This is a genomic window from Mesorhizobium sp. CCNWLY176 (genome assembly GCF_037153935.1).
GTDB classification, from domain to species: domain Bacteria; phylum Pseudomonadota; class Alphaproteobacteria; order Rhizobiales; family Rhizobiaceae; genus Mesorhizobium_M; species Mesorhizobium_M zhangyense.
The window spans coordinates 216827-237948 of the sequence record NZ_JBBBDZ010000007.1 but is presented as its reverse complement, the minus strand read 5'-3'; the positions used below and the strand labels follow the sequence as shown (position 1 = coordinate 237948).

Genomic DNA, 21122 nt, shown 5'->3' with positions numbered 1-21122 from the left:
GCCTATCTTCTCCTTGACCGCGTTCGACACCGGCGCGCGAAAGGGAGGAAATGATGGCCAAGACACCCGAGACCGATACCTTCATGGACATGTTCAAGCGGCTTGGCGAGGAGCTGAAGCTGCCGCGCTTCCATGTCGACTCCATTCTCGCCCATCACCGCAAGAACCTGGAAGCCCTGCAGAAATCCGCCTCGGCCGGTGCATCGGGCGCATCAAGCCTCATGTCGCGGCAGCGCGAGATCATGCAGGACACGGTGCGCGAGATCACGGAGATGGCGCAGGGTTTCCGCACGCCGGGCAACCCGCAGGAGATGATGTCGAAACAGGCTGATTTTGTGCGCCGTTCCTTCGAGACCACGGTCAAGAACGCCAGCGAATCCGCCGAAATCATGCGCAAATCCGGTACGGAGTCGCTGGATATCCTGCGCAATCGCATCCGTGAGGCAATGGCGGAAATCCGGGAGGGATACGACCAGCGGAAGTAGTTGTTTCGGCGCATAGTTGGCCTGGGGCAGGTGCGTTCGAACGGCCATCATCTGTTCGGCTGATTGCCAAAGTCTGTCACGAAGGTCTTTTGCAGAGCGTCATAAACTGCTAGTTCCGGGCAGAAGTGGTCCGTTTGCGGGGAGCGTCTGATCCAGTGAGCGTACCTGTTTGTGCCGAAAACCTGCGCGCGTAAGCGTCGGAAAACGGAGAAACCGATGTCGAAACCGGCTTTGACATTCGCCACGCTCAAGGAAGCCGTCGGGCAGGAACTCGGCGTCTCGCAATGGACCACCGTCGACCAGACCCGGATCGACCAATTTGCCGACTGCACCGGCGACCATCAGTGGATCCATGTCGATGCGGAGCGGGCAAGGCGCGAAAGTCCTTTCCGCGCGACGATCGCGCACGGCTTCCTGACGCTGTCGATCATCGGCTCGCTCGGCCAGGAGATCGGCGCAATCCCCGAAAATACGCAAGCCGCATTCAACTACGGGCTCGACAGGGTCCGGTTCGTCGCCCCGGTCCGGGCAGGCACGCGCGTTCGGCTGCGCTCGACCTTGATATCGCTTGAGGATCGTGGGCCGGGCCAATACCTGATGAAGGCGAGCAACGTCATCGAGATCGAGGGCGACGAGCGGCCCGCACTGATCGCCGACACGCTGATCATGCTTTATGAGCGTCGGCAGAAGAAGGTTGTCTGCTAAGCCCGGGTACCCTATTCGGCGTCCGGCTGGTTCTTCGGTGCGGCCTTGATGAAGGCCGGCAGCTCCATGCAGGCCGCCGCGATCCGCGAAATCACGGGGTAGGGCTCCATATCGACATTGTAGCGGGCGTTGTTGACGACCTGCGCGACAAGGCAGATGTCGGCGAGGCCGGGCCGGTCGCCGTGACAAAACGTGCCGGTATCCTTGCTCTCAGTGAGAATCTTTTCAAGCGGTTGGAAGGTTTCGTTGACCCAGTGCCGGAACCAGTTGGCGACATCGTCGTCGCCGGCGCCATAGAGCGTGCGCAACGAGGTCAGCACCCGCAGATTGTTTATCGGGTGGATGTCGCAGGCGATCATCTGGGAGAGCATGCGCACGCGGGCGCGGCCGAGCGCATCGGCCGGCAACAGGGGCGGCTGCGGCACTGTTTCATCCAGGAATTCGATGATCGCCAGCGATTGCACCAGAAGCGTGCCGTCGTTCCAGATCAGGGCAGGGACGAACCCCTGCGGATTTACGGCGAGATAGGACGGTTCGAGATGTTCGCCGAAGCGCAGGTGATGGGGCACATAAGTGTAGTCCAGCCCCTTCATCTCCAGTGCGATGCGCACCCGGTAGGAGGTGGAGGAACGGAAATAATTATGCAGGATGATTTCGCTCACCAACGTTCCTCCCAGTGCATCTTGCGGGTCGTTTTCGCACGGCGAATGCGTCGCGTGTCGAAAAGCGGCCGATGTACTATTTGCCAATAATCGCTTGCGCTGCGCTCGGCTACTCTTGAATGATGCGGAATGAATCAGGGAATTAGAAAAAATGTCTTCTTTGGCTGGTCTGGCCGGACCACGGCATCCCTCGACGTCCGCACTTGCATGACGGAGAGTTGGCCATGAGCTCTGCCAACGAAACTGCCCGGTTCCTGATAATCGACGATCACCCCCTGTTTCGCGAGGCGCTGCACAGCGCGGTGCGCATGGCCTATCCGGATGTCGATACGGTGGAGGCGCGCTCCATCACCGAAGCGCTGGAACATCTGGCCGGGCCCAAGCCTTTCGATCTGGCGCTGCTGGACCTCTCTATGCCCGACGTTCACGGTTTCGACGGGCTGCTGCAACTGCGTACGCGCTACCCGCGCCTGCCGGTGGTCGTGGTTTCCGGTCACGAGGAGCCGAAGATCATATCCGAGGCACTGTCTTACGGTGCCGCCGGCTTCATCCCGAAATCCGTGCGCAAGACAGATCTCGCCAACGCCATCCGCTCGGTGATGGAAGGTGCGATCCATGTGCCGGAAAACTATGAGGGCCAGGCACCTGACGCCGAAAGTGCCGACCGTGCCGAAATGGTGCGCCGGCTCGCCAAGCTGACACCACAGCAGTTGCGTGTGCTGCAGATGCTGCGGCAGGGCCTTCTCAACAAGCAGATCGCCTTCGAGCTTCAGGTCGGCGAGACGACCGTGAAAGCGCATGTCTCGGAAATCCTGCGCAAGCTCAACGTCTACAGCCGCACCCAGGCGGTGATCGAGGTTTCGAAGCTCGACAATGCGGAGCTGTTTCGGGAGCAATCGGGTTTCTAGGGGAGTAGGGGAATAAGGCAGTAGGGCAGTAAGGCAGTAGGGGATTGGGTTTCCAGAGCCTCGCGCGGAACTTAATTCCCTACTGCCTTACTGCCCTACTGCCTTATTCCCCTACTCCCCTAAGCCAACAAATGCGCCAGCAGCGCCCTGAGTTGCGCCGGCTTCAGCGGTTTGCGCATGAGTTCCACGCCGGCTTCGCGCGCCAGGCGTACTACGGCGTCGGAGCTGTCTCCGGTGACGATCAGCGCGGGCACCCCGCGTCCGAGATAGTCGCGAATTTCGGCGATGGTTGCGCTGCCGAGATCTCCGCCGTCGAGATGCTGGTCGGCAATGATGATATCGGGAATCCAGTCCGTATCGCCCAGCGCCTGCATTGCCAGCGCGGTCGAGGTCGCAGTCTTGACCGTGCACTGCCAACGCTCAAGCAGTACGGTCATCGCCTCCAGAACCTCGATGTCGTTCTCGATCAGCAACACTTTGGTTCCGAACAGGCCGTAACCGCGTGGCCGTTCGGGCTCGCCAAGCAATGCCATGGGATCGGTAAAGGTGCCGGCAACGACAGGCACGTCGAGATGGAAAACCGTTCCGCGTCCGACGATCGAGGAAAAGGCGATGGGATGGCCGAGCGCGCTGGTCATGCGGCGCACGATCGACAGGCCGAGGCCAAGCCCGCCGCCGGAAAGATCGGCGTCGGCGGAACCCGTACCGCGGTGGAATTCCTCGAACACGGCCTCGTGCTGGTCTTCGGGAATGCCGCAGCCGGTGTCGACGATTGCGATCCTTATCCTGTCGCCGCGGTGCCGGATGCCGACCAGAACGCCGCCCTTGCGGGTGTAGCGTATGGCGTTGGAAACGATGTTCTGCAGGATGCGGCGCAGCAGCGTTCGGTCGGAACGCACCACTGCGTTTCCGGCATGGAACTTGAGCCTTAAGCCCTTCTGTGCGGCCAGCGGCTGGAAATCGGATTTCAGCGACGAGAACAATTGATCAAGCGACACATCGCTGATCTCCGGTTCGACAACGCCAGCATCCAGCTTGGAAATGTCGAGCAGGGTGTGGAGCAGATCCTCCATAGTCTCCAGCGAGCGCTCGACTTGCCGAACCAGCTTGCGGCCTTCTTCGCCGGCCTGCACCTCGGCCAGCGCCGACACCGACAGATGTGCCGCATTGAGCGGTTGAAGAATGTCGTGGCTGGCGGCGGCGAGAAAGCGCGTCTTGGAAAGGTTGGCGCGCTCGGCATTCTCCTTGGCGGCGACGAGATCGATGTTGGACACTTCGAGCCGGCGCATCGTGGCGCGCAGTTCTTCCGTGCGGCTGCGTACCCGGTTTTCCAGGTTTATCGCGGTCTGGAACAGCGAAAAGGCGTTGCCCTGCTGGTCCATAGAGCGCTCGACGCGGGAGATCAGCGCCTGATTGATTTTCTTCAGCTTCTCGATGTCATCGATCTGGCGCACGGACATTTCCCTGGCTCTTATTCCGCCGCCTGTCGCTGGCCGAAGGCGATGCCGATGAAGGTCTGGTTGAGATGCATGGAGCGATACTGCTCGCCATACGTGCCGAAGCCGATAACATTGTTGGCGCGGTAGAGTTCCGAAATGTCGCGGAACACCTGGCGGTTGCGAGCGTCGAGCCGTCTCAAGACACAGTCGAAGCCGAGAATCATGTCGATGCCGCCGAGCCGTTCGCTGACGTTCTTCAGCGCGGTGCGGGTCGATTCGACCATGCCGGTCGGCTTGGCGATGGACAGCACGATGCCGTCGTCGATGGCGCAGAAGAAGGATAGCGAGCCGTCGGAATTCATCTTCTGGATCGACCGGCAGTAATATTCGCCGCCGACACGCACCACGACCGGATGCGAGGCAAAGCTCAGCGGCGTCATGGCACCGTGCACGATGCCGACGGCGGCTGCGAATTCCTCGGCTGCCACACCGGCATTGAATTCATAGACGATACGCCGCTCAGGATCGGAAGAGGTGACGACGAGCTTGTCTTCGGTCGGCACGAAGTTTTCCGTCTTGAAGACGTGGAACGGGATTTCGGTCGACATCAGGATGATGACGGCGCAGTCGCTGTCGACATGGCCGTTCGAGATCAGCGCGGTCGTCTGGAATTTCAGGTCGTCGCCGGCGGAGCCGCCGATCAGGGGAATGTCGTCGAGCCCCCAGTGGATCGCCGAGGTTACGGCCTCCTCCGTGTAGGAGAGGCCATCGATCAGGCAAAGCGCGAAGACATTGGCCGAATAGGTCGACCCGGTGCGGGAATAGAGCGTACGCCTCAAGGCTTCGACTTCGCCGGCGATATCATCCATGCCGGAGGAAGAAAGGTTCCCGATCATTGTGCTGACGGCGGTGAAGGAGCGCTGCGGAAACAGCATTGCCAGGACGTGACCGTCTTCGAGCCCTGCAGGCGTTATCTCCCCGGCAGTGGAGCAACCGGCGTAGCTCAGGCCCGGCGCGTGAACCTTCAAGGCAGCGGAAAGCGATTCGGCATCCATCACCTGCTGCGAAAAGAAGAGAAGTGCAAAGCCGGCATCGATAGCGGCCGCTTCTTCGGCGACCGCCCGGGCAAATTCATCGGCGTCGGCCATGTCGGAAGTCAAGGCCGACAGGCCGCAGGCGTAGCTTGTCCGTGAACAGACCAGCGCAGTTCCTCCCAAAACCCACCTTCGACGTCCTCATCTTATGTCGAAGGCACACGCGTCTTGTGCATTCTTGCCCCCAGGCGTTAGTTTGGCAATGCCTGCGTGCAGAACTCGTGTCCGAAAGTACAATATACGGGCATCTGGGCCGCCTGCATTCTCGCATCGTCGGGAATAATAAATGCATTTTGCTGCGCGTTCGCGGCGACAGAATTCAGACCGTCCGGCCTTCGGCTGTGACGGGAACGGCACCGAGGGAGGTTTCATGTCGGAAGTATCGTTGGTTGTGAACGGCCGGCGCGTCGGCGGCGTGGTCGAGGACCGCACGCTGCTGGTCCAGTTCCTGCGCGAGCATGTCGGGCTCACCGGCACGCATGTCGGTTGCGACACGTCGCAATGCGGCGCCTGCGTCGTCCATGTCGACGGCAAGGCTGTCAAATCCTGCACAATGCTGGCCGCTCAGGCATCAGGCTCGACGGTGGTCACCATCGAAGGCCTGGCGAATGGCGCCGACCTGCATCCGGTGCAGGCGGCGTTCAAGGAACATCACGGGCTGCAATGCGGCTTCTGCACGCCGGGCATGATCATGTCGGCGACGGATATGATCAATCGCCATCCGGAGGGCCTCGACGAGGCGACGGTGCGCGCGGAGCTCGAAGGCAACATCTGCCGCTGCACCGGCTATCACAACATCGTGAAAGCCATTCTGGCGGCGTCAAAGACGATGTCGAAAAGCAAGGGCAAGGCGAAAAAGGCAGCTTGAGGGAGTAGGGGAATAAGGGAGTAGGGCAGTAGGGATTGAGAACGCGAAATCCGAAACGCCCAAACCCTATAATTTCTTCCCTACTTCCTTACTGCCTTATTCCCCTACTCCCCTAAAAAGTTCTGGAGGAGAACGTTCATGGGCATTGAAGGCGTCGGCGCACGGGTTGCGCGCAAGGAAGACAGACGGTTCATTACAGGCGCGGGGCGCTATGTCGACGACATGGTGGTTCCGGGAATGAAGCATGCGGCATTCGTGCGCAGTCCTTACGCACATGCCGACATCAAGAAGATCGACGTCAAAGCAGCGCAGGCTATGCCGGGCGTCGTCGGCGTGTTGACCGGCAAGGAACTCAAGGCCGACGGCATCGGCAATCTCATCTGCGGCTGGATGATCCATTCCAAGGACGGCACGCCGATGAAGATGGGCGCCTGGTCGCCGCTGGCGGTCGATCGCGTCCGCTATGTCGGCGATGCGATCGTCATTGTCGTGGCCGACACCAAGGCGCAGGCACGCGATGCGGCCGAAGCGGTCGAGATCACCTTCAAGGAACGCAAGGCCGTCACCAGCGCGGTGGACGCCGTGAAGAAAGGCGCGCCGCAGATCCATCCGGAAGCCGACGACAATCTGATCTTCGACTGGGATCTGGGCGATGCCGAAGCCACGAATGCTGCCTTTGGCAAGGCGGCGCATGTCGTGAAGCTCGACATCATCAACAACCGCCTCGTTCCCAACGCCATGGAGCCGCGCGCAGCACTCGGCCATTACGACAAGGCGGAAGATCACTACACCTGCTGGACGACGTCGCAGAACCCGCACGTCGCGCGCCTTGTCATGAGCGCGTTCTACAATGTCGCCCCTGAGAACAAGCTGCGCGTCATCGCGCCAGATGTTGGCGGTGGCTTCGGCTCCAAAATCTACATCTACCCGGAAGAGATCGTTTGCCTGTGGGCGTCGAAGAAGACCGGTGTGCCGGTGAAATGGGTCGGCGACCGCACGGAAGCCTTCCTCACCGACGCGCATGGCCGCGACCACGCCACCCATGCCGAAATGGCCTTCGACAAGGATCACAAGATTCTTGGCCTGAAGGTCGAGACCAAGGCCAATCTCGGCGCCTACATGTCGCTGTTCTCCTCGGCGACGCCGACCTATCTCTACGCGACGCTTCTGTCGGGCCAGTACAACATCCCGGCAATCCACGCCAATGTGAAGGCGATCTACACCAACACCGCGCCCGTCGATGCCTATCGCGGGGCAGGGCGGCCGGAAGCCACCTATGTCATGGAGCGGATGATGGAGACGGCGGCGCGCGAGTTCGGCGTCTCGCCGGCAGAGCTTCGCCGCAAGAACTTCATCACCTCCTTCCCGCATCAGACGCCGGTCATCATGTGCTACGACGCCGGCGATTTCGGTGCCTCGCTCGATGCGGCCCTGAAAGCCTCAGATTATGCCGGCTTCGAAAAGCGCCGCGCCAAGGCCAAGAAGGCGGGCAAGCTGCGCGGCATCGGCATGAGCTGCTACATCGAGGCCTGCGGCATCGCGCCGTCGGCGGCGGTAGGCTCGCTCGGCGCCGGCGTCGGCCTTTGGGAATCGGCTGAGGTGCGCGTCAACGCAGTTGGCACCATCGAAGTGCTCACCGGTTCGCACAGCCACGGGCAGGGGCATGAGACGACGTTTGCCCAGCTCGTCACCCAGCGCTTCGGCGTGCCGATCGACTCCGTGTCGATCGTCCACGGCGACACCGACAAGGTGCAGATGGGCATGGGCACCTATGGCTCGCGTTCGGGCGCCGTCGGCATGAGCGCCGTCGTGAAGGCGCTCGACAAGGTCGAGGCCAAGGCCAAGAAGATCGCTGCCCATCTGATGGAAGCGGACGAGGGCGACATCGTCATCGAGAACGGCTCGCTGAAAGTTGCCGGCACCGACAAGAACGTGCCGTGGTTCCAGGTGGCGCTTGCCGCCTACACCGCACACAATCTGCCCGGCGGCATGGAGCCCGGCCTCAAGGAAACCGCCTTCTACGACCCGGCCAATTTTACTTTCCCGGCCGGCTGCTACATCTGCGAGGTCGAGGTCGATCCGGATACCGGCACGACCGAGATCATCCAGTTCGTCGCCGCCGATGATTTCGGCAACATCATCAATCCGATGATCGTCGAAGGCCAGGTGCATGGCGGCATTGCGCAGGGCGTTGGGCAAGCGCTGCTGGAGGGCGCGCACTATGACCCCGGCAACGGCCAGCTTCTGACGGCGAGCTATATGGACTACACCATGCCGCGCGCCGGAGACCTGCCTTCGTTCCAGGTTTCGACCTCGAACACGCCATGCCCGTCCAACCCGCTCGGCATCAAGGGCTGCGGCGAGGCCGGCGCCATCGGCTCGCCGCCGGCGGTCATCAACGCGATTACCGATGCCATCGGCACCAATGAACTGACCATGCCGGCAACGCCCCAGAAGGTCTGGGCAGCGCTGCGGTCGGCAACGAAGCACTGAGGATCAGGGGAGTAGGGGAATAAGGGAGTAGGGCAGTAGGGTTCGACAATAAGTTCCTTCCCCTGATGTTCTTCCCCTACTCCCTTACTGCCCTACTCCCTTATTCCCATTCTCTCTTAACGGAGGTGACAATGTACTCAGTCAATTACCACCGCGCTTCCTCGGTCGCTGACGCGGCCAAGCAGATCAAAAAGGGCGACGCCAAATTCCTGTCCGGCGGCATGACGCTGATCCCGGCGATGAAGACCCGGCTCGCCGCACCCTCAGATCTGGTCGATCTCGGCCACATCAAGGAAATGAAGGGCATCAAGGTTTCGGGCAAGACCGTCACCATCGGCGCCGGCACGACGCATTACGAGGTTGCCAATGACGAGAAGCTGAAGAAGGTCGCGCCTGCGGTCGCGCATCTCGCCAGCCTTATCGGCGACCCGGCGGTGCGCCATCGCGGCACGATCGGCGGCTCGATCGCCAACAACGACCCGGCAGCCGACTACCCCGCCGCCCTTCTGGCGCTTGGGGCCACCATCGTCACCAACAAGCGTCAGATCGCGGCTGACAAGTTCTTCAAGGGCCAGTTCGAAACGCCGTTGAAGGACGACGAGATCGTAACCGCTGTAACCTTCACTGCACCTGCCAAGGCGGCCTACCAGAAATTCCGCAACCCGGCTTCGCGCTATGCCATCACCGGCGTGTTCGTGGTCAAGGGCAGCGACGGCGTGCGGGTGGCGGTTACCGGCTCAGGCGATGACGGCGTCTTCCGCTCCAAGGAGATCGAGGCGGCGCTGACGAAAAAATTCGACGCCTCAGCACTTGAAGGCGTCACCGTGCCGTCGAAGAACCTGATGACGGATATGCATGCTTCGGCAGAGTATCGCGCCAACCTGATCGTGGTCATGGCCAGGCGCGCGGTGGCGGATGCCAACGCCTGATTGATCTGCAAAGCTGAGAAAAGGGGGCCGCTACGGCCCCTTTTTTGTGCTTGTTACTGGTCGGGTTCACTCGGAGAAATTTGTTTGTTTCGGTCGATATAGATTTAAGTACCTAAATATAATGAATATGATTCTATTGTGATAACTAAAGAAACTTTCTTCGGTACTCACTTTGAGCTAATAGTAAATTTCTTAGAAAAAACTAATATTTCTCGCCTTGACGTCGTTCGCACGGGAGGGTGAGATGGCCGTTGTAAGTGGTGGGACGTTAGTTCCGATAAATTTCGACACGCTTCAGGTCAACAAACTCTACGACTATGATTTTTCGGCGGTGTCCTCCACGTCCGCGAAGTACTACGACAATGCGACGAATTATACGCTGTTCCAGGGCAGTGGCTTCACCTTCAACGCCTCGCATGTGCCTACCGGCGGGACGGTTACGTCGGCGCGGTATGTGATAAACAACAGCACGGCTCTGCTGATCAGCGGCGCGAGCATAGCCGCCACCACAGTCCACACCTACGCGTCACAAAACAACACTCAGGGCCTGCTTGGCCTTGTACTGGCTGGCGCTGACACGCTGACCGGGACGCCGCTGGCCGACGTCCTTCGCGGCTATGGCGGCAACGATATTCTGAAGGGCGCCGGGGGCAAGGATGTGCTCGACGGTGGGACTGGCGTCGACACTGCGCTCTACAACGACAAGGCGGGTGCCGTCGTGGTCACTCTCAACGGTGCTATCAACGCGACGGTCACCGTCGCAGGCATTGCCGAAGACACCATTCGCAACATTGAGAATGTCACCGGCGGCTCAGGGGCTGACACGCTGACCGGCGATGGCCTCGCCAATACGCTCAGCGGCGGTGGCGGCAACGATATACTCCGGGGCGCTGCCGGCAATGACGTGCTCATCGGCGGATCGGGCAAGGATGTGCTCGATGGCGGGACGGGACTTGATACCGTAGTCTACAGCGATAAGACGGGTGCCGTTGTGGTGACCCTCGTGGGCGCCAACAATGCGACGGTTACTGTCGCAGGCGTGGCCGAGGATACGATCCGCAACGTCGAGAACGTCACAGGCGGTTCCGGGGCCGATACATTGACCGGCGACGGTCTTGCCAATGTCCTGAACGGCGGTGCCGGCAACGACACCATCCGGGGCGGAGGCGGTGCCGATACGCTTATCGGCGGGCGGGGCAACGATTTCCTCAATGGCAATTCCGGCCTTGATACGGTCGATTACAGCAAGGACGCCGCGGGCGGAGGAACGCTGGGCGTCATCGTCAATCTGCTCGGCAATGGTTCGCAGGCTGGCCTGCCGGCAGATACCGCGAAGGACGGTTTCGGCAACACCGATACCGTCACAAACATTCCGAATGTCATCGGGACCCAGTTCAACGACCAGATCTACGGTGGCAATCATGCCAACAGGCTTTCCGGCGGCGCCGGCAACGATGTGATCAACGGCGGATTAGGCAATGATGTTCTGATCGGCGGGGCCGGCAACGACACGTTTTTCTTCAACGGCGCGCTTGGCGCGACCAACATCGATACGATCAGCGATTTCGCGGTGGTGAACGACACGGTCCGGCTGGAGAATGCCATCTTCGCCGCCTTGACTGTCACGGGTACGCTTGCCGCCGCCGCCTTCCATATCGGAACTGCTGCAGCCGACGCATCCGACCGCATCATCTACAACAGCGCGACCGGCGCACTCAGCTACGACAAGGACGGAGCAGGGGGAACTGCGGCAGTGCAGTTCGCCACGGTCGCGCATGGCCTTGCAATGACCAATGCCGATTTCTTCATCGTATAAAGCCTGAGAAAGAGCTTTCCCCTTCGTCTGCAACCCGCTTGAGAGGATAAGCCCTTGTGGGAGGCGGGTCGATAACGCCCGGTTAGGGGCGAGTGGCGGCTCATAGTTTTGACTTGCTTCACCTTCATCGCTAGATGTCGGGCCGATTGTACGGCACCGAAGGCGGGCATTGACGCGTGAAGTTCTATCTAAAGATCGCAGCCGGGTTTCTGCTTCTGCTTGCCGTGTTTGCGTTCATGATCTGGTACCGCACCACCGCGCTCGGCCATGAGGCGCTGCGCGACATCGCCACGCAGGCGCAGCTTTGCAAGACGGTTGGATGCAGCGAAGGTATCGACGAGGCGGCGTCTTATCTGGCCGAGCAGTACGGCCTTTCGCCGAGCCTGGTTCAATGGTGCGTCGGCGTCGATACGCTGTCTGAGCGAGACGGCGCCAAGGGTTTGGTCAACCGCTCCTGGTGGATCAACCTGCTCTACGAGCCATGTGGCGATCCGATCACCGAGTAATGAAGACGGGTAGGGCCGTTTGACAGTCCTTGCCTGTCGCGGCGATCTTCATCGTTTCGCGAAGCGGGATGACTATTTCGGCATTGGCGGCATGAATGCTTGATGCCGCCAACATTTCATTCCACATCAGTCCCGATGCGGGATGACATATGGGATCAGCGTTGGATGTTCAGGTGGTGGGCCTTGCCTGCCTCCGTCGTCACGCATTTGCTCATTGCAGCGCTTCTGATCTTCGGACTGCCGGTATCGCTCTCGCCGTCGCAGGAGGAGCAGGCGATAGCGGTTGAACTTGTGCCGCCGCCCAAACCACCTGAGAAAGCAAAGGTTGAACCTCCGCCGCCTGCGAAAGAGGCCAAGTCCGAGAAGGCGCAGGAAGCAAGTGCCGAGGCATCGTCACCAACGGGCAATGATTCCGCCGGTGAGCCGCCGCCGTCCGCTCTGAGGCCCGTTTTCCAATTCGGTGAGAAGGACACCGGTCCACGGGAAGCTCCGGATGGCAACAGTGCGGACGAGGGTTCGGCGTCGCCCGTGGCGCGGCTCGAACCAGACAAAAAGGATCTCGCAGAACCACCGCCGGTGACAGCGCTCGATGCAATAGGCCCAGCTCCGCAGTCTGAGGCGCCCGAGGTGCCGACACCCAAGCCGACGGACGTTGCCAAAGTGCAAAGTGCCGTGAAGCTTCAGAAGGCGAAGAAATTATTCTCGCAGGCAGCAAGCGGTAATCCGACTGCGACAACTGCGATGCGTAACGTTCCGCGCGACGTGCGTGCGGGACGGCTCTGCGTCACGGAGCTGCGCGAGCAGTTGCTCAATGCTTCGCCGCCCTATTTTCCGGACCTCCTGCCTTCCGAGCGGCTGAAGGACGGCACAGTCATTGAAATCCCCCGGGAGGCCTTCCGCGCGAATGGGCAGTGGTTCAACCTGAGCTATCGTTGCGAGGTCGACGCAGACGCGATGAAAGTCGTGTCATTCGCCTTCAATGTAGGGGATCCGGTTCCCCGCAGCGAATGGAAGCGGCGCGGGCTGCCAGCACAATAGGGCCGCGGTAGCGCGTCCGGGATGAAATCTGAGCTAACCCTTGCCAAGAAAGTCGCGTGCGATATCATCCTTCGAATGAGATCGGAAAATTGCACTCGACTGACGTGGTGCTATGTCCATGGCGGAAAAACGCAGATCGACAGCTGTCGAAAACCAGCGAAAGTCGCGCGCGGCGGTTCGGCGTGCGCTTGAACGGCACAAGGTCTATGTCGTCAGCCGGCGTTTTTCCGATTCCGGCATGTCCGCTCGCGTCCTGATCGATGGCGAGTATTACGACGTCAACGAGCGTGAACTTTCACGGCTGGAGGCCGGTGCGCGTCCTGAACGTGATCTGGCTCTTGAACCGGTTCGCGACGCCTGAGCCGAGCAGGGGCCTCGGGCTGTTGAACGCAACTTAACTCTCATTTCCGAAGCGTGATCCATGCCGGGGCATGGTCGCTTGCGCTGTCCATTCCTCGAGCATCCCTGTCGATGCCGGCTCCGCTGAGCCGCCGAGCCAGCTTCTTGCTTAGAAGAATATGGTCGAGGCGCAGGCCGGCATCTCGCGGCCAGCGGTTTCGCCGATAGTCCCAGAATGTGTAAAGGGTCTCCTTGGGATGGACCTTGCGGAGTGCATCTAGCCAGCCCTGTTCGATAAGACTGCGAAAAGCCGCGCGGCTCTCAGGCTGGACCAGCGCGTTGTCGTCGTAGGATCGTGTCGGATAGATGTCACGCGGCTCGGGGACGACGTTGTAGTCGCCGGCGAGCACGACAGGCAGCCCTGTCGCCAGAAGCTCCGTGGCGTGACTGATCAGGCGATCGTGCCAGGCAAGTTTATAGTCGAATTTCGGGCCAGGCTGGGGGTTGCCGTTGGGTGCATAGAGCGACGCGATCAGGATGCCATTCACTGCAGCCTCGATATAGCGGCTCTGTGAATCGGATGGATCGCCCGGCAGTTCGGTGCGGGTGAGTACCGGTTCGCTGCCGAGCGCCAGGATGGCGACGCCGTTCCAGGCCGATTGTCCGCGCCAGACCGCGCCGTAACCCGCCGCCTCGATCGCACTTTTTGGAAACTGCTTGTCGGGCGCCTTCAGTTCCTGCAGGCAGACGATATCGGGTTTGGCCGATGCCAGCCACGCCAGCAGGTTTTCGAGCCGGCGGTTGATGCCATTGACGTTGAAGGTCGCGATCTTCATGCCGGTCGCATGGTCAGGGAGCTAGTTTGCCCACCCATGCGGTGACCGCATCGGCAAGCGTCTTCAGGTGATCTGCAGCCGAGAAGCCGGATATGCTCTTGCGAGGCTTGAGGTCGTGATCTCCATCCTCGAGCCACAGGATCTCGATCCTGTCGGAGAGCTGATAGGCTGGAACTTCCTCGCGAGTGCCGAACTCGTCGCGTGTTCCCTGGCAGATCAAGGTCGGCGTTTTCAGCCCGGCAAGATGCTTGGTGCGCAGTTGTTCGGGCTTGCCGGGCGGGTGAAAGGGGTAGCCGAGGCACAGAAGCCCGGCGATCTTACCGTCTGCATGAAGTTCGTCCGCAACCATGCTGGCGACCCGTCCGCCCATGGATTTTCCGCCGATGATGAGCGGCCCTTTCGCGCCAAGTTCGGCCACGGCCGCCTCGTATTCCGGATTGAGCGTCTCGGCACGGGGAGGGGGTTTGCGGCTGTCCGAGGTCCGGCGTGCGGCCATGTAACCGAACTCGAAGCGCGCGACGCGAAACCCTGCCTGTGCGATAGCCTTGGCGGTAGCCGTCATCGATGCGGAATCCATCGGCGCGCCGGCACCGTGGGCGAGGAGGATGGTGACGGGAGCATCATCCGGTCCATCGAACAGGAACATCTCAGCCTGCCGTTCTTTGGGCAAGCTGAAGGTCGACGAACTGGATGCCGCGGGCAGCCGTTCGCGCCCATTCGGAATCGCCGTCGAGTTCGAGATAGCGCTCCCACCAGCGCCGCGCTTCGCCGAGATTGCCGGCGTCGAATTCGAGCTTCGCCAGATTGAAGATTGCGTCTTCGTATGCGCTGTCGAGTTCGATCGCCTTGAGAAGGTGGCGGCGCGCGGAATCGACCCGTCCATCTTCGCTCATCAGCCCGGCGAGGTTGAACCACGCCTCGACGAAGCTGGGATCGAGCTTGATAGCGCGGGCATAGTCCTGCGCGGCATCCAACGGCAGGCCTGCCGCCTTCAGGCAGTTCGCACGGTTGAAAGCGGCGACGGGGTCGTTCGGATCGATTGCGAGATAGCGCTGGTAGAAGGCTGCAGCATCCGCATATTGGCCTTCATGCTCTGCCGCTTCGGCCTGCAGGAAGATATCCTCAAGTTCGGCTTCGCCGGGAATTCCAAGTTCGAACAGCATTTGGCCGTCGAGTTCGCTCAAGCCTTCCGCGCGGCGCGCGTAGATTGCGTCCGAACCTTCGTGGTGGAGCGACAACGCGGTAAGCGACTTCACCGGACCGGATCGATGCACCGATCTTGCAATGGCGCTCCAGGAAGCACCGCTGGAAACCAGCCCGGCGTATTTCCTGGCCAGGATCAGATCCCGGAAAGAGTAAGGCTCGGCGTCATGCTCGAAAGCGTCGAATAGGGAAAGAAGCTTTAGCATCCGCGGGGACAGCCCGGACTGGTCGACCAACGACTGTTCCGTGAGTGCTGATGCCTCCGGCGAGGGCATCAGCCCCAGCAGCCGAAGAAAGCCCTTCTCGCTCAGGAGCCGTGTGCCCTGGCTCATTCCAGCATCGAACAGCGTATCGATCTCGGTCTCGCTTGCCCGCGTAAGCAGCCCGCGACCGAAGACCAGATGCGACATTCGGCGGGTTAACCCCCGCCGGAGATGGCCATGTTGCCGTTCGACCTCGCGGGCGGCCATTCGCCTTGGAAACGCGGAGAGCGCGCCCACGATGCCGAATATCTGGCCGGCAGCCGCCATCAGGCTTTTTTCTTGGCTGCCGGTTTGGCCGCTGCGGCGGCGGCCTTTTCCTTGGACTTGGCTGCCGGTTCGGCCTTGGTCTTGCTCTTGGCTGCCGGTTTCGATTGCGACAGGCTCGCCTTCAGGGCATCCATGAGGTTGATGACATTGCCGCGATCGGGAGCTGCCGCGACGATCGGCTTGTGGCCCTTGAGCTTCTCGCGGATCATCTGCATCAAGGCGACCTCGTAGCGATCCTCGTAGTTCTTGGGATCGAAAGTCGTCTGTTTCTGTTGGATGAGCGCTTCGGCGAGTTGCAGCATCTCGGCATCCGGTTTTCCGACCGGGATGTTGCCGAAATATTCAGCCGTACCGCGCACTTCACTCGGATTTCGCAGCGTACAGACGAACATGCCGGTTTCGCGAGCGCCAATGGTGATCACGCGTTCCCGGCTGGACAGGACGAGGCGTGCAATCGCCAGCTTGCCGGTCTTCCGCAATGCTTCCCGAAGCACCACGAACGTCTCTTCGGCCATTGCGCCGTCCGGCGCCAGATAATAGGGCGCGTCCTGATAGATGACGTCGACAGAGCCTTCGTCCACAAAGGCTTCGATGTTCATCGTGTGCGTGGATTCGATCTTGATGCTTTCGAGATCGCTATCCTCGATGATGATGTATTTCTTGTCTTCGTATTCATATCCCTTCACCAGATCGGATCGTTCGACCAGGCCCAGTTCAGGATCGACAGGCTTAATATTGATCCGGTTGTGGGTCTTCTTGTGAAGTTGATTGAAGCTGATGCGTTCGCTCGTGCTCGTGGCGGGATAGAGCCTGACCGGACAGCTCACGAGACTGAGTTTAAGGTAACCTTTCCAGCTTGCCCTGGGCGCCATGATCGTCTCCTACGCGGTACTACGATGACTTCCTGCTTTCAGACAATAACGGCAAATCCCTAGCGAAATCTTCTATATCGGCCCAAGGATCGCCTGACGTGGCCAAGAGGCCAGGCAGCGAAGAATAGTTCAAATCCTCCGGAGCGTCGATGGTTTCGAGATCGGTCCAGCTTACCGGGGTCGATGCGGGCAGGTTGGTGCGCGCCCGAAGAGAGTAGGGGGCGACCGCAGTGTGCCCGCGCGCATTGCGGTGATAGTCGATGAAAATCCGCTTTACGCGATTGTCCTTGCCCATCGTCGTGGTGAAGGTTTGGGGTGCTGTGGCGGCAAGATGGCTGGCTATGGCGCTGGTTGCCTGATGTACTTTTTTCCAGATGAGCTTGGGTGAGATCGGCACGACGACGTGGATGCCCTTGCCGCCTGACGTCTTCACGAACGGGGCGAGACCCAGCTCCTCAAGCTCGCCGCGGATGTGAACGGCCGCCTCGACCACTTCCCGCCAGGCGATGCCTTCGCCGGGATCGAGATCGAAGACGACGCGATCCGGCTTGTCGAGGCGCTTCCGGTATGATCCCCAGCTGTGGAACTCGATGACGCCGAACTGCGCCAGCGCGAGATAGCCTCTGGCGTCTTCCACCGAGATATAGGACTTCGTCTCGCCTTCCGAATTGGTGGTGTCGAAGGTCGCCATCGAGGACGGCATGCCGGTGAAGGCATGGCGCTGGAAGAAGCAATCCGTAAGCTTTCCCGTCGGACAGCGGAACAGCGAAACCGGACGGGCGAGAATATGCGGCAGCATGAAGTCTCCGACCATGGCATAGTAAAGCGCTATGTCGAGCTTGGTCGGGCCGGACTTGCCGAACAGCCGGCGCGTTGCATTGGTGACGGAGATGCTTGCGAGATCGGCATCCGAAATCAGCCGTTTGCGCTTTGTCGAGACAGGCGTGGTAAGCTCCACGTCGCGCAGGCTCTTGAACACCGCGTGACGAAGCGCGTTGTCGGCCGTGCGGTTGGCATAGTGGACATGCGCCGACAGTACCGGGCGGACCCAGATGATCTCCTTCGGCGCACCCTCGAGCTTCGTTGCGCCGTCATGCAGGGGCTCCAGCCGGGCAAGCAGTTCTTCCTGCATGTCAGCATCGAATCCCGTGCCGATCTTGCCGCGATATTGCAGTTCGCCGTCCACCCATTCGGCCGCGGCAAGGGCGGCGAGGCCTTCGGCCGCTTCTGAAACAGTGTATCCGGCGATGACGAAATCGCCTGCCATCAACGCCTTGCTCTTGGTCCAGGTTTTTGAGCGGCCACTCTGGTAGGGCGCTGACGCACGTTTCGAGACGACCCCTTCGAGCCCCAGCTCCGAGACCTTTTCGTAGAACGCGCGCCCGTCGCCATCGACATGGTCACTTAACTGGATTGCCGAATTTGCGGTTATGTGCCCCGCGAGGAATTGGGAAAGCAGCTCCTTGCGCTTTTCCAGCGCAACCTTGGCAAGGTTCCAGCCATCGAGATGGAGAAGGTCGAAGGCATAGAACACAAGCTTCTTGCCGGGTCCTTCCGACAGCGCATCCTGCAGCAGCGAGAAACGGCTGATGCCCTTGTCGTCCAGCACGACGATTTCGCCGTCGATGACGACGTCGCGGCTCGGCAATCGCCGAAATTGATCCGGCAGGTCGCCGTAGCGCTTCGTCCAGTCCAGTCCGCCCCGGGTAATCAGCCGCACGGTGTCGCCGGACACATGCGCCATCGTCCGGTAGCCGTCGAACTTGATCTCATGCAGCCAGACCTCTCGGGTGTCGTCCCCGCCGGGCGGAGCGGCTATCTGGGTCGCGAGTTGAGGCTCGATGCGCGTCGGGGCGTCTCCCTTCACGGCACCGGCGAGAGAACCAGGATCGAGCTTGGCGGCCTTACGCACCGGCTTGGGCTTCTGCACCAGTTCCTCGATCCGCCGGCCGGATTTCACGCTTTCCGGGCGCTTTGCGAGGATGTCGATCTTCGTGTCGGCGGAGAGGTCGCGCTCCTTGAACAGGAGCCAGTTGCGCTGATCGTCATCGCCTGGCTTTGGCTTCAGCCGCGCCAGCATCCAGCCGCCATTGAGTTTTTCGCCGGCCAGGCGAAACTTGAACGCGCCGGTCTTCAGGCTTTTCTCGATATCGTCCATTGGCGCCCAGACGCCGGTATCCCAGACGATCATCGGGCCGCCGCCATATTCGCCTTCGGGTATGACGCCCTCGAAGTCGATATATTCCAGCGGATGGTCCTCGGTTTCGACGGCAAGCCGCTTGTCCGCGGGGTTGAGCGACGGCCCTTTCGGCACGGCCCAGCTTTTCAGCACGTCGCCGACCTGCAGCCTCAGATCGTAGTGATCTGCGGTCGCGTGATGCTTGTGGACGACGAAACGGCTACCCGTATCGCCCGAAAGATTGCCGGCGGGCTCAAGCGTTTTCGAGAAGTCCCGCTTTTTGCGATAGGGCTGCAGCTTCGATGTCGCCATGCCCTAGCGTATGGGCAGTCCGGTCAAGCCGCAATGTTCCAGTTCAATCAGCGTTACGTTGCAATATCAGCGCCGAGGGTTGTTCTCATTGCCTTGAAGGCAGGCTGCGGCGATCGCTTCACGCAGTTCCTCGCCGGCGATCGGCTTGTGCAGGATACGAACGCCGCTCGCGCTGACTTCCTTGAGGCGCGATGGCGAGGTGTCGCCGGTAACGATGATGGCCGGGACATGACGGCCGACGTGGCCGCAAAGCGTCTGGATCGCTTCCAGGCCGGTGGCGCCGCGACCCAGCCGGTAGTCGGCGATGATGAGATCGACCGGCGCGTCGCCGGTCTTCAACGCTCCCGCATGGATTTTTCGTACCTCCGCAGCAGATCGGCCGGCATAGACACGATGCCCTTCCAGGGTGAGCAGCCGAACCATGGCGTCGAGAACGTCATTCTCGTCCTCCACGACCATGATGCCGACGGGTGCGGCGATACCGGCGGGTAGTGTCTCGCTGCCATGCAAAGTGGCCTCCACCGCTCCGGCTTTCGGAACCGTCACGGAGAACATCGAGCCGCGCCCGGGCACGGAAACCAGCCTCAGCGGATGTCCGAGCAGCTCGGTCGTACGGCGAACGATGGCGAGGCCAAGCCCCAGACCTTGCGTGCGATCCCTTGCCGGGTTCTGCAGCTGCACGAATTCCTCGAAGACCATTGCTTGCTGATCGGCGGGGATGCCGGGGCCTGTGTCCAGGACCTGTATTTCCACCAGATCGCCGCGCCTGCGGCAGCCGAGCAGAACGCCGCCTTCCTTGGTGTAGCGAAAAGCGTTCGACACAAGGTTGTTGAGGATTCGCTTGAGCATCATGGGGTCGCTATCGACCCGCAGGTCGCTGTCGACGACGCGCCATTCAAGGCCGCGCTGTTTCGCTTCCGCGGCGAATTCGTTGCGAAGGTCGCGGAACAGTTCGCGCAACTCCACCGCTTCGTTCGCAACCGTGACGATCCCCGCGTCGAGCCGGGAGATATCGAGCAATGCGTTGAGGAGCCCGCTCAGGTTTCCGACGACGGATTTCGCCCTGCTTGCCAGGTCTCGCGCCTCGCCGGAGGGTACATTGCCGCGCTGCCCCATTATGGCAAGCGTGGAAACCAGCAAGCTCAAGGCATGGATCGGCTGGCGCAGATCGTGACTGGCCGCCGCCAGAAAACGTGTCTTGGCGCGGTCTGCCGTCTGTGCCCGGTCGCGTTCTTCCTGCAGGTGATCGACCAGATTCTCGTTTTCCAGTCGCAGGCTGACGGTTTCGCGCAGCATGCGGTAGGTGATGCGGCAGTAGTAGAAATTGATCGCCACAAGGGACGCGAGCAGGAACAGGAAGGCGCCGGAAATGTCGCTTTCGGTCATGATGCAACGGGCTGCAATCGGCAGGACGGTCGCGAGAATCGAGCCGATGAGAGCCGGCGGAAAAGCCGAAAGCGACGGCACCGTGCCACAGACGAGGCCCGTCAGCACAATAACGGTGAAGGAAAGCACGATGGGCGCCTCGGGAAGGAAGCCCGCCCAGCCGAGCGCGCCCCACAACAGGCCCGACACCCAGGAAAAGCCTGCAGCGAGCCATGCCCATCGCATGATCGCCCCGGCATCTCTTTTGCGGCTGAAAAACCGGCGGGAGGCAAGAACCCGGATGGCGGTAAGCAGATAAAGCGCGCCAAGCCATCCGGTCAGCCAGTTCGCGGAAACGGCATTCTTCAGCACATATACCGCAGCGAGAGAAATGACGATGTTGGAGATAACCACGCCGTAGGAGTTGCGATACAGAAGCTCGATGAGAGCCTGGCGTATCTTGTCTTCCTGCATCAGGCCCCTCCAAGCGCCGCGCGAACATCGTCCGAACGGTCCTTACCCAAAAACGATTGATCTATAGGC

The 21122-nt window shown here is 60.9% G+C and carries 19 protein-coding genes; 10 read left to right on the top strand and 9 right to left on the bottom strand.

Going from position 1 to position 21122, the window contains the following annotated elements; all coding sequences use genetic code 11:
• Window positions 1-53 precede the first annotated feature (53 nt).
• Both WBQ96_RS14340 and WBQ96_RS14335 read left to right on the top strand, forming a co-directional pair.
• Window positions 54-485, top strand: a complete 432-nt coding sequence (locus WBQ96_RS14340; RefSeq protein ID WP_336550695.1) for a phasin family protein — start codon at window positions 54-56, stop codon at window positions 483-485.
• A 216-nt stretch (window positions 486-701) separates the two neighbouring features.
• Entirely contained in the window at window positions 702-1190 is a 489-nt protein-coding gene (locus WBQ96_RS14335; protein ID WP_336550696.1) for a MaoC family dehydratase, read from the top strand.
• Between the two features lie 11 nt (window positions 1191-1201).
• On the opposite strand, the gene maiA is transcribed toward WBQ96_RS14335, so the two are convergent.
• Window positions 1202-1852 carry a maleylacetoacetate isomerase gene (gene maiA, locus WBQ96_RS14330; protein ID WP_336550697.1) on the bottom strand — a complete coding sequence of 217 codons (651 nt, stop codon included), beginning with the start codon at window positions 1850-1852 and terminating at the stop codon, window positions 1202-1204.
• A gap of 224 nt (window positions 1853-2076) precedes the next feature.
• Here maiA and WBQ96_RS14325 point away from each other — a divergent pair, with 224 nt between their 5' ends.
• Window positions 2077-2760: a response regulator gene (locus WBQ96_RS14325; protein WP_091912441.1), complete on the top strand. Its 684-nt coding sequence runs from the start codon at window positions 2077-2079 to the stop codon at window positions 2758-2760.
• Between the two features lie 119 nt (window positions 2761-2879).
• Here the strand turns inward: WBQ96_RS14325 and WBQ96_RS14320 are convergent, their stop codons facing one another.
• On the bottom strand, window positions 2880-4220 hold the full coding sequence (locus WBQ96_RS14320) for an ATP-binding response regulator (RefSeq protein WP_336550698.1): 1341 nt from the start codon (window positions 4218-4220) through the stop codon (window positions 2880-2882).
• Window positions 4221-4231: 11 nt separating this feature from the next.
• Window positions 4232-5347 carry an FIST N-terminal domain-containing protein gene (locus tag WBQ96_RS14315; RefSeq protein WP_336550699.1) on the bottom strand — a complete coding sequence of 372 codons (1116 nt, stop codon included), beginning with the start codon at window positions 5345-5347 and terminating at the stop codon, window positions 4232-4234.
• Window positions 5348-5663: 316 nt separating this feature from the next.
• Here WBQ96_RS14315 and WBQ96_RS14310 point away from each other — a divergent pair, with 316 nt between their 5' ends.
• From WBQ96_RS14310 to WBQ96_RS14280, 7 genes are all read left to right on the top strand, one after another.
• Entirely contained in the window at window positions 5664-6161 is a 498-nt protein-coding gene (locus tag WBQ96_RS14310; protein WP_336550700.1) for a (2Fe-2S)-binding protein, read from the top strand.
• Between the two features lie 138 nt (window positions 6162-6299).
• Window positions 6300-8654 (top strand): xanthine dehydrogenase family protein molybdopterin-binding subunit, encoded by a 2355-nt coding sequence (locus WBQ96_RS14305; RefSeq protein ID WP_336550701.1) that lies wholly within the window; start codon window positions 6300-6302, stop codon window positions 8652-8654.
• Window positions 8655-8785: 131 nt separating this feature from the next.
• On the top strand, window positions 8786-9583 hold the full coding sequence (locus WBQ96_RS14300) for an FAD binding domain-containing protein (RefSeq protein WP_336550702.1): 798 nt from the start codon (window positions 8786-8788) through the stop codon (window positions 9581-9583).
• 244 nt (window positions 9584-9827) lie between these two features.
• A complete protein-coding gene (locus WBQ96_RS14295) occupies window positions 9828-11399 on the top strand; it encodes a calcium-binding protein (protein ID WP_336550703.1) in 1572 nt (523 codons plus the stop codon).
• A gap of 176 nt (window positions 11400-11575) precedes the next feature.
• Window positions 11576-11905 carry a hypothetical protein gene (locus WBQ96_RS14290; RefSeq protein WP_165113134.1) on the top strand — a complete coding sequence of 110 codons (330 nt, stop codon included), beginning with the start codon at window positions 11576-11578 and terminating at the stop codon, window positions 11903-11905.
• Between the two features lie 102 nt (window positions 11906-12007).
• Window positions 12008-12943 (top strand): DUF930 domain-containing protein, encoded by a 936-nt coding sequence (locus WBQ96_RS14285; RefSeq protein WP_337035900.1) that lies wholly within the window; start codon window positions 12008-12010, stop codon window positions 12941-12943.
• 118 nt (window positions 12944-13061) lie between these two features.
• Window positions 13062-13304 carry a hypothetical protein gene (locus WBQ96_RS14280; RefSeq protein ID WP_336550705.1) on the top strand — a complete coding sequence of 81 codons (243 nt, stop codon included), beginning with the start codon at window positions 13062-13064 and terminating at the stop codon, window positions 13302-13304.
• A 40-nt stretch (window positions 13305-13344) separates the two neighbouring features.
• On the opposite strand, the gene WBQ96_RS14275 is transcribed toward WBQ96_RS14280, so the two are convergent.
• The 6 genes from WBQ96_RS14275 to WBQ96_RS14250 all read right to left on the bottom strand — a co-directional run bounded on the left by WBQ96_RS14275 (window position 13345) and on the right by WBQ96_RS14250 (window position 21053).
• Entirely contained in the window at window positions 13345-14118 is a 774-nt protein-coding gene (locus tag WBQ96_RS14275) for an exodeoxyribonuclease III (RefSeq protein WP_336550706.1), read from the bottom strand.
• A gap of 13 nt (window positions 14119-14131) precedes the next feature.
• Window positions 14132-14764 carry an alpha/beta hydrolase family protein gene (locus WBQ96_RS14270; protein WP_336550707.1) on the bottom strand — a complete coding sequence of 211 codons (633 nt, stop codon included), beginning with the start codon at window positions 14762-14764 and terminating at the stop codon, window positions 14132-14134.
• A gap of 1 nt (window position 14765) precedes the next feature.
• Complete coding sequence (locus WBQ96_RS14265; protein WP_336550708.1) at window positions 14766-15851, bottom strand: tetratricopeptide repeat protein; 1086 nt, start codon at window positions 15849-15851, stop codon at window positions 14766-14768.
• Window positions 15851-16723, bottom strand: coding sequence for a non-homologous end joining protein Ku (ku, locus tag WBQ96_RS14260; protein WP_165113144.1), 873 nt, complete (start codon window positions 16721-16723; stop codon window positions 15851-15853). The genes WBQ96_RS14265 and ku overlap by 1 nt, the downstream gene beginning before the upstream one ends.
• 19 nt (window positions 16724-16742) lie before the next feature.
• Window positions 16743-19214, bottom strand: a complete 2472-nt coding sequence (gene ligD / locus WBQ96_RS14255; protein ID WP_336550709.1) for a DNA ligase D — start codon at window positions 19212-19214, stop codon at window positions 16743-16745.
• Window positions 19215-19280: 66 nt separating this feature from the next.
• Window positions 19281-21053 carry a hybrid sensor histidine kinase/response regulator gene (locus WBQ96_RS14250; protein WP_336550710.1) on the bottom strand — a complete coding sequence of 591 codons (1773 nt, stop codon included), beginning with the start codon at window positions 21051-21053 and terminating at the stop codon, window positions 19281-19283.
• Between the last annotated feature and the right edge of the window lie 69 nt (window positions 21054-21122).

Bases quoted from the DNA above. Each gene is read 5' to 3' on its own strand.
- ku (WP_165113144.1), bottom strand. From the start codon at position 16,723: ATGGCGCCCAGGGCAAGCTGGAAAGGTTACCTTAAACTCAGTCTCGTG.
- WBQ96_RS14340 (WP_336550695.1), top strand. From the start codon at position 54: ATGGCCAAGACACCCGAGACCGATACCTTCATGGACATGTTCAAGCGG.
- WBQ96_RS14250 (WP_336550710.1), bottom strand. From the start codon at position 21,053: ATGCAGGAAGACAAGATACGCCAGGCTCTCATCGAGCTTCTGTATCGC.
- WBQ96_RS14265 (WP_336550708.1), bottom strand. From the start codon at position 15,851: ATGGCGGCTGCCGGCCAGATATTCGGCATCGTGGGCGCGCTCTCCGCG.
- WBQ96_RS14335 (WP_336550696.1), top strand. From the start codon at position 702: ATGTCGAAACCGGCTTTGACATTCGCCACGCTCAAGGAAGCCGTCGGG.
- WBQ96_RS14310 (WP_336550700.1), top strand. From the start codon at position 5,664: ATGTCGGAAGTATCGTTGGTTGTGAACGGCCGGCGCGTCGGCGGCGTG.
- ligD (WP_336550709.1), bottom strand. From the start codon at position 19,214: ATGGCGACATCGAAGCTGCAGCCCTATCGCAAAAAGCGGGACTTCTCG.
- WBQ96_RS14315 (WP_336550699.1), bottom strand. From the start codon at position 5,347: ATGGCCGACGCCGATGAATTTGCCCGGGCGGTCGCCGAAGAAGCGGCC.
- WBQ96_RS14295 (WP_336550703.1), top strand. From the start codon at position 9,828: ATGGCCGTTGTAAGTGGTGGGACGTTAGTTCCGATAAATTTCGACACG.
- WBQ96_RS14320 (WP_336550698.1), bottom strand. From the start codon at position 4,220: ATGTCCGTGCGCCAGATCGATGACATCGAGAAGCTGAAGAAAATCAAT.
- WBQ96_RS14270 (WP_336550707.1), bottom strand. From the start codon at position 14,764: ATGTTCCTGTTCGATGGACCGGATGATGCTCCCGTCACCATCCTCCTC.
- WBQ96_RS14280 (WP_336550705.1), top strand. From the start codon at position 13,062: ATGGCGGAAAAACGCAGATCGACAGCTGTCGAAAACCAGCGAAAGTCG.
- WBQ96_RS14325 (WP_091912441.1), top strand. From the start codon at position 2,077: ATGAGCTCTGCCAACGAAACTGCCCGGTTCCTGATAATCGACGATCAC.
- WBQ96_RS14300 (WP_336550702.1), top strand. From the start codon at position 8,786: ATGTACTCAGTCAATTACCACCGCGCTTCCTCGGTCGCTGACGCGGCC.
- WBQ96_RS14275 (WP_336550706.1), bottom strand. From the start codon at position 14,118: ATGAAGATCGCGACCTTCAACGTCAATGGCATCAACCGCCGGCTCGAA.
- WBQ96_RS14285 (WP_337035900.1), top strand. From the start codon at position 12,008: ATGCCGCCAACATTTCATTCCACATCAGTCCCGATGCGGGATGACATA.
- WBQ96_RS14305 (WP_336550701.1), top strand. From the start codon at position 6,300: ATGGGCATTGAAGGCGTCGGCGCACGGGTTGCGCGCAAGGAAGACAGA.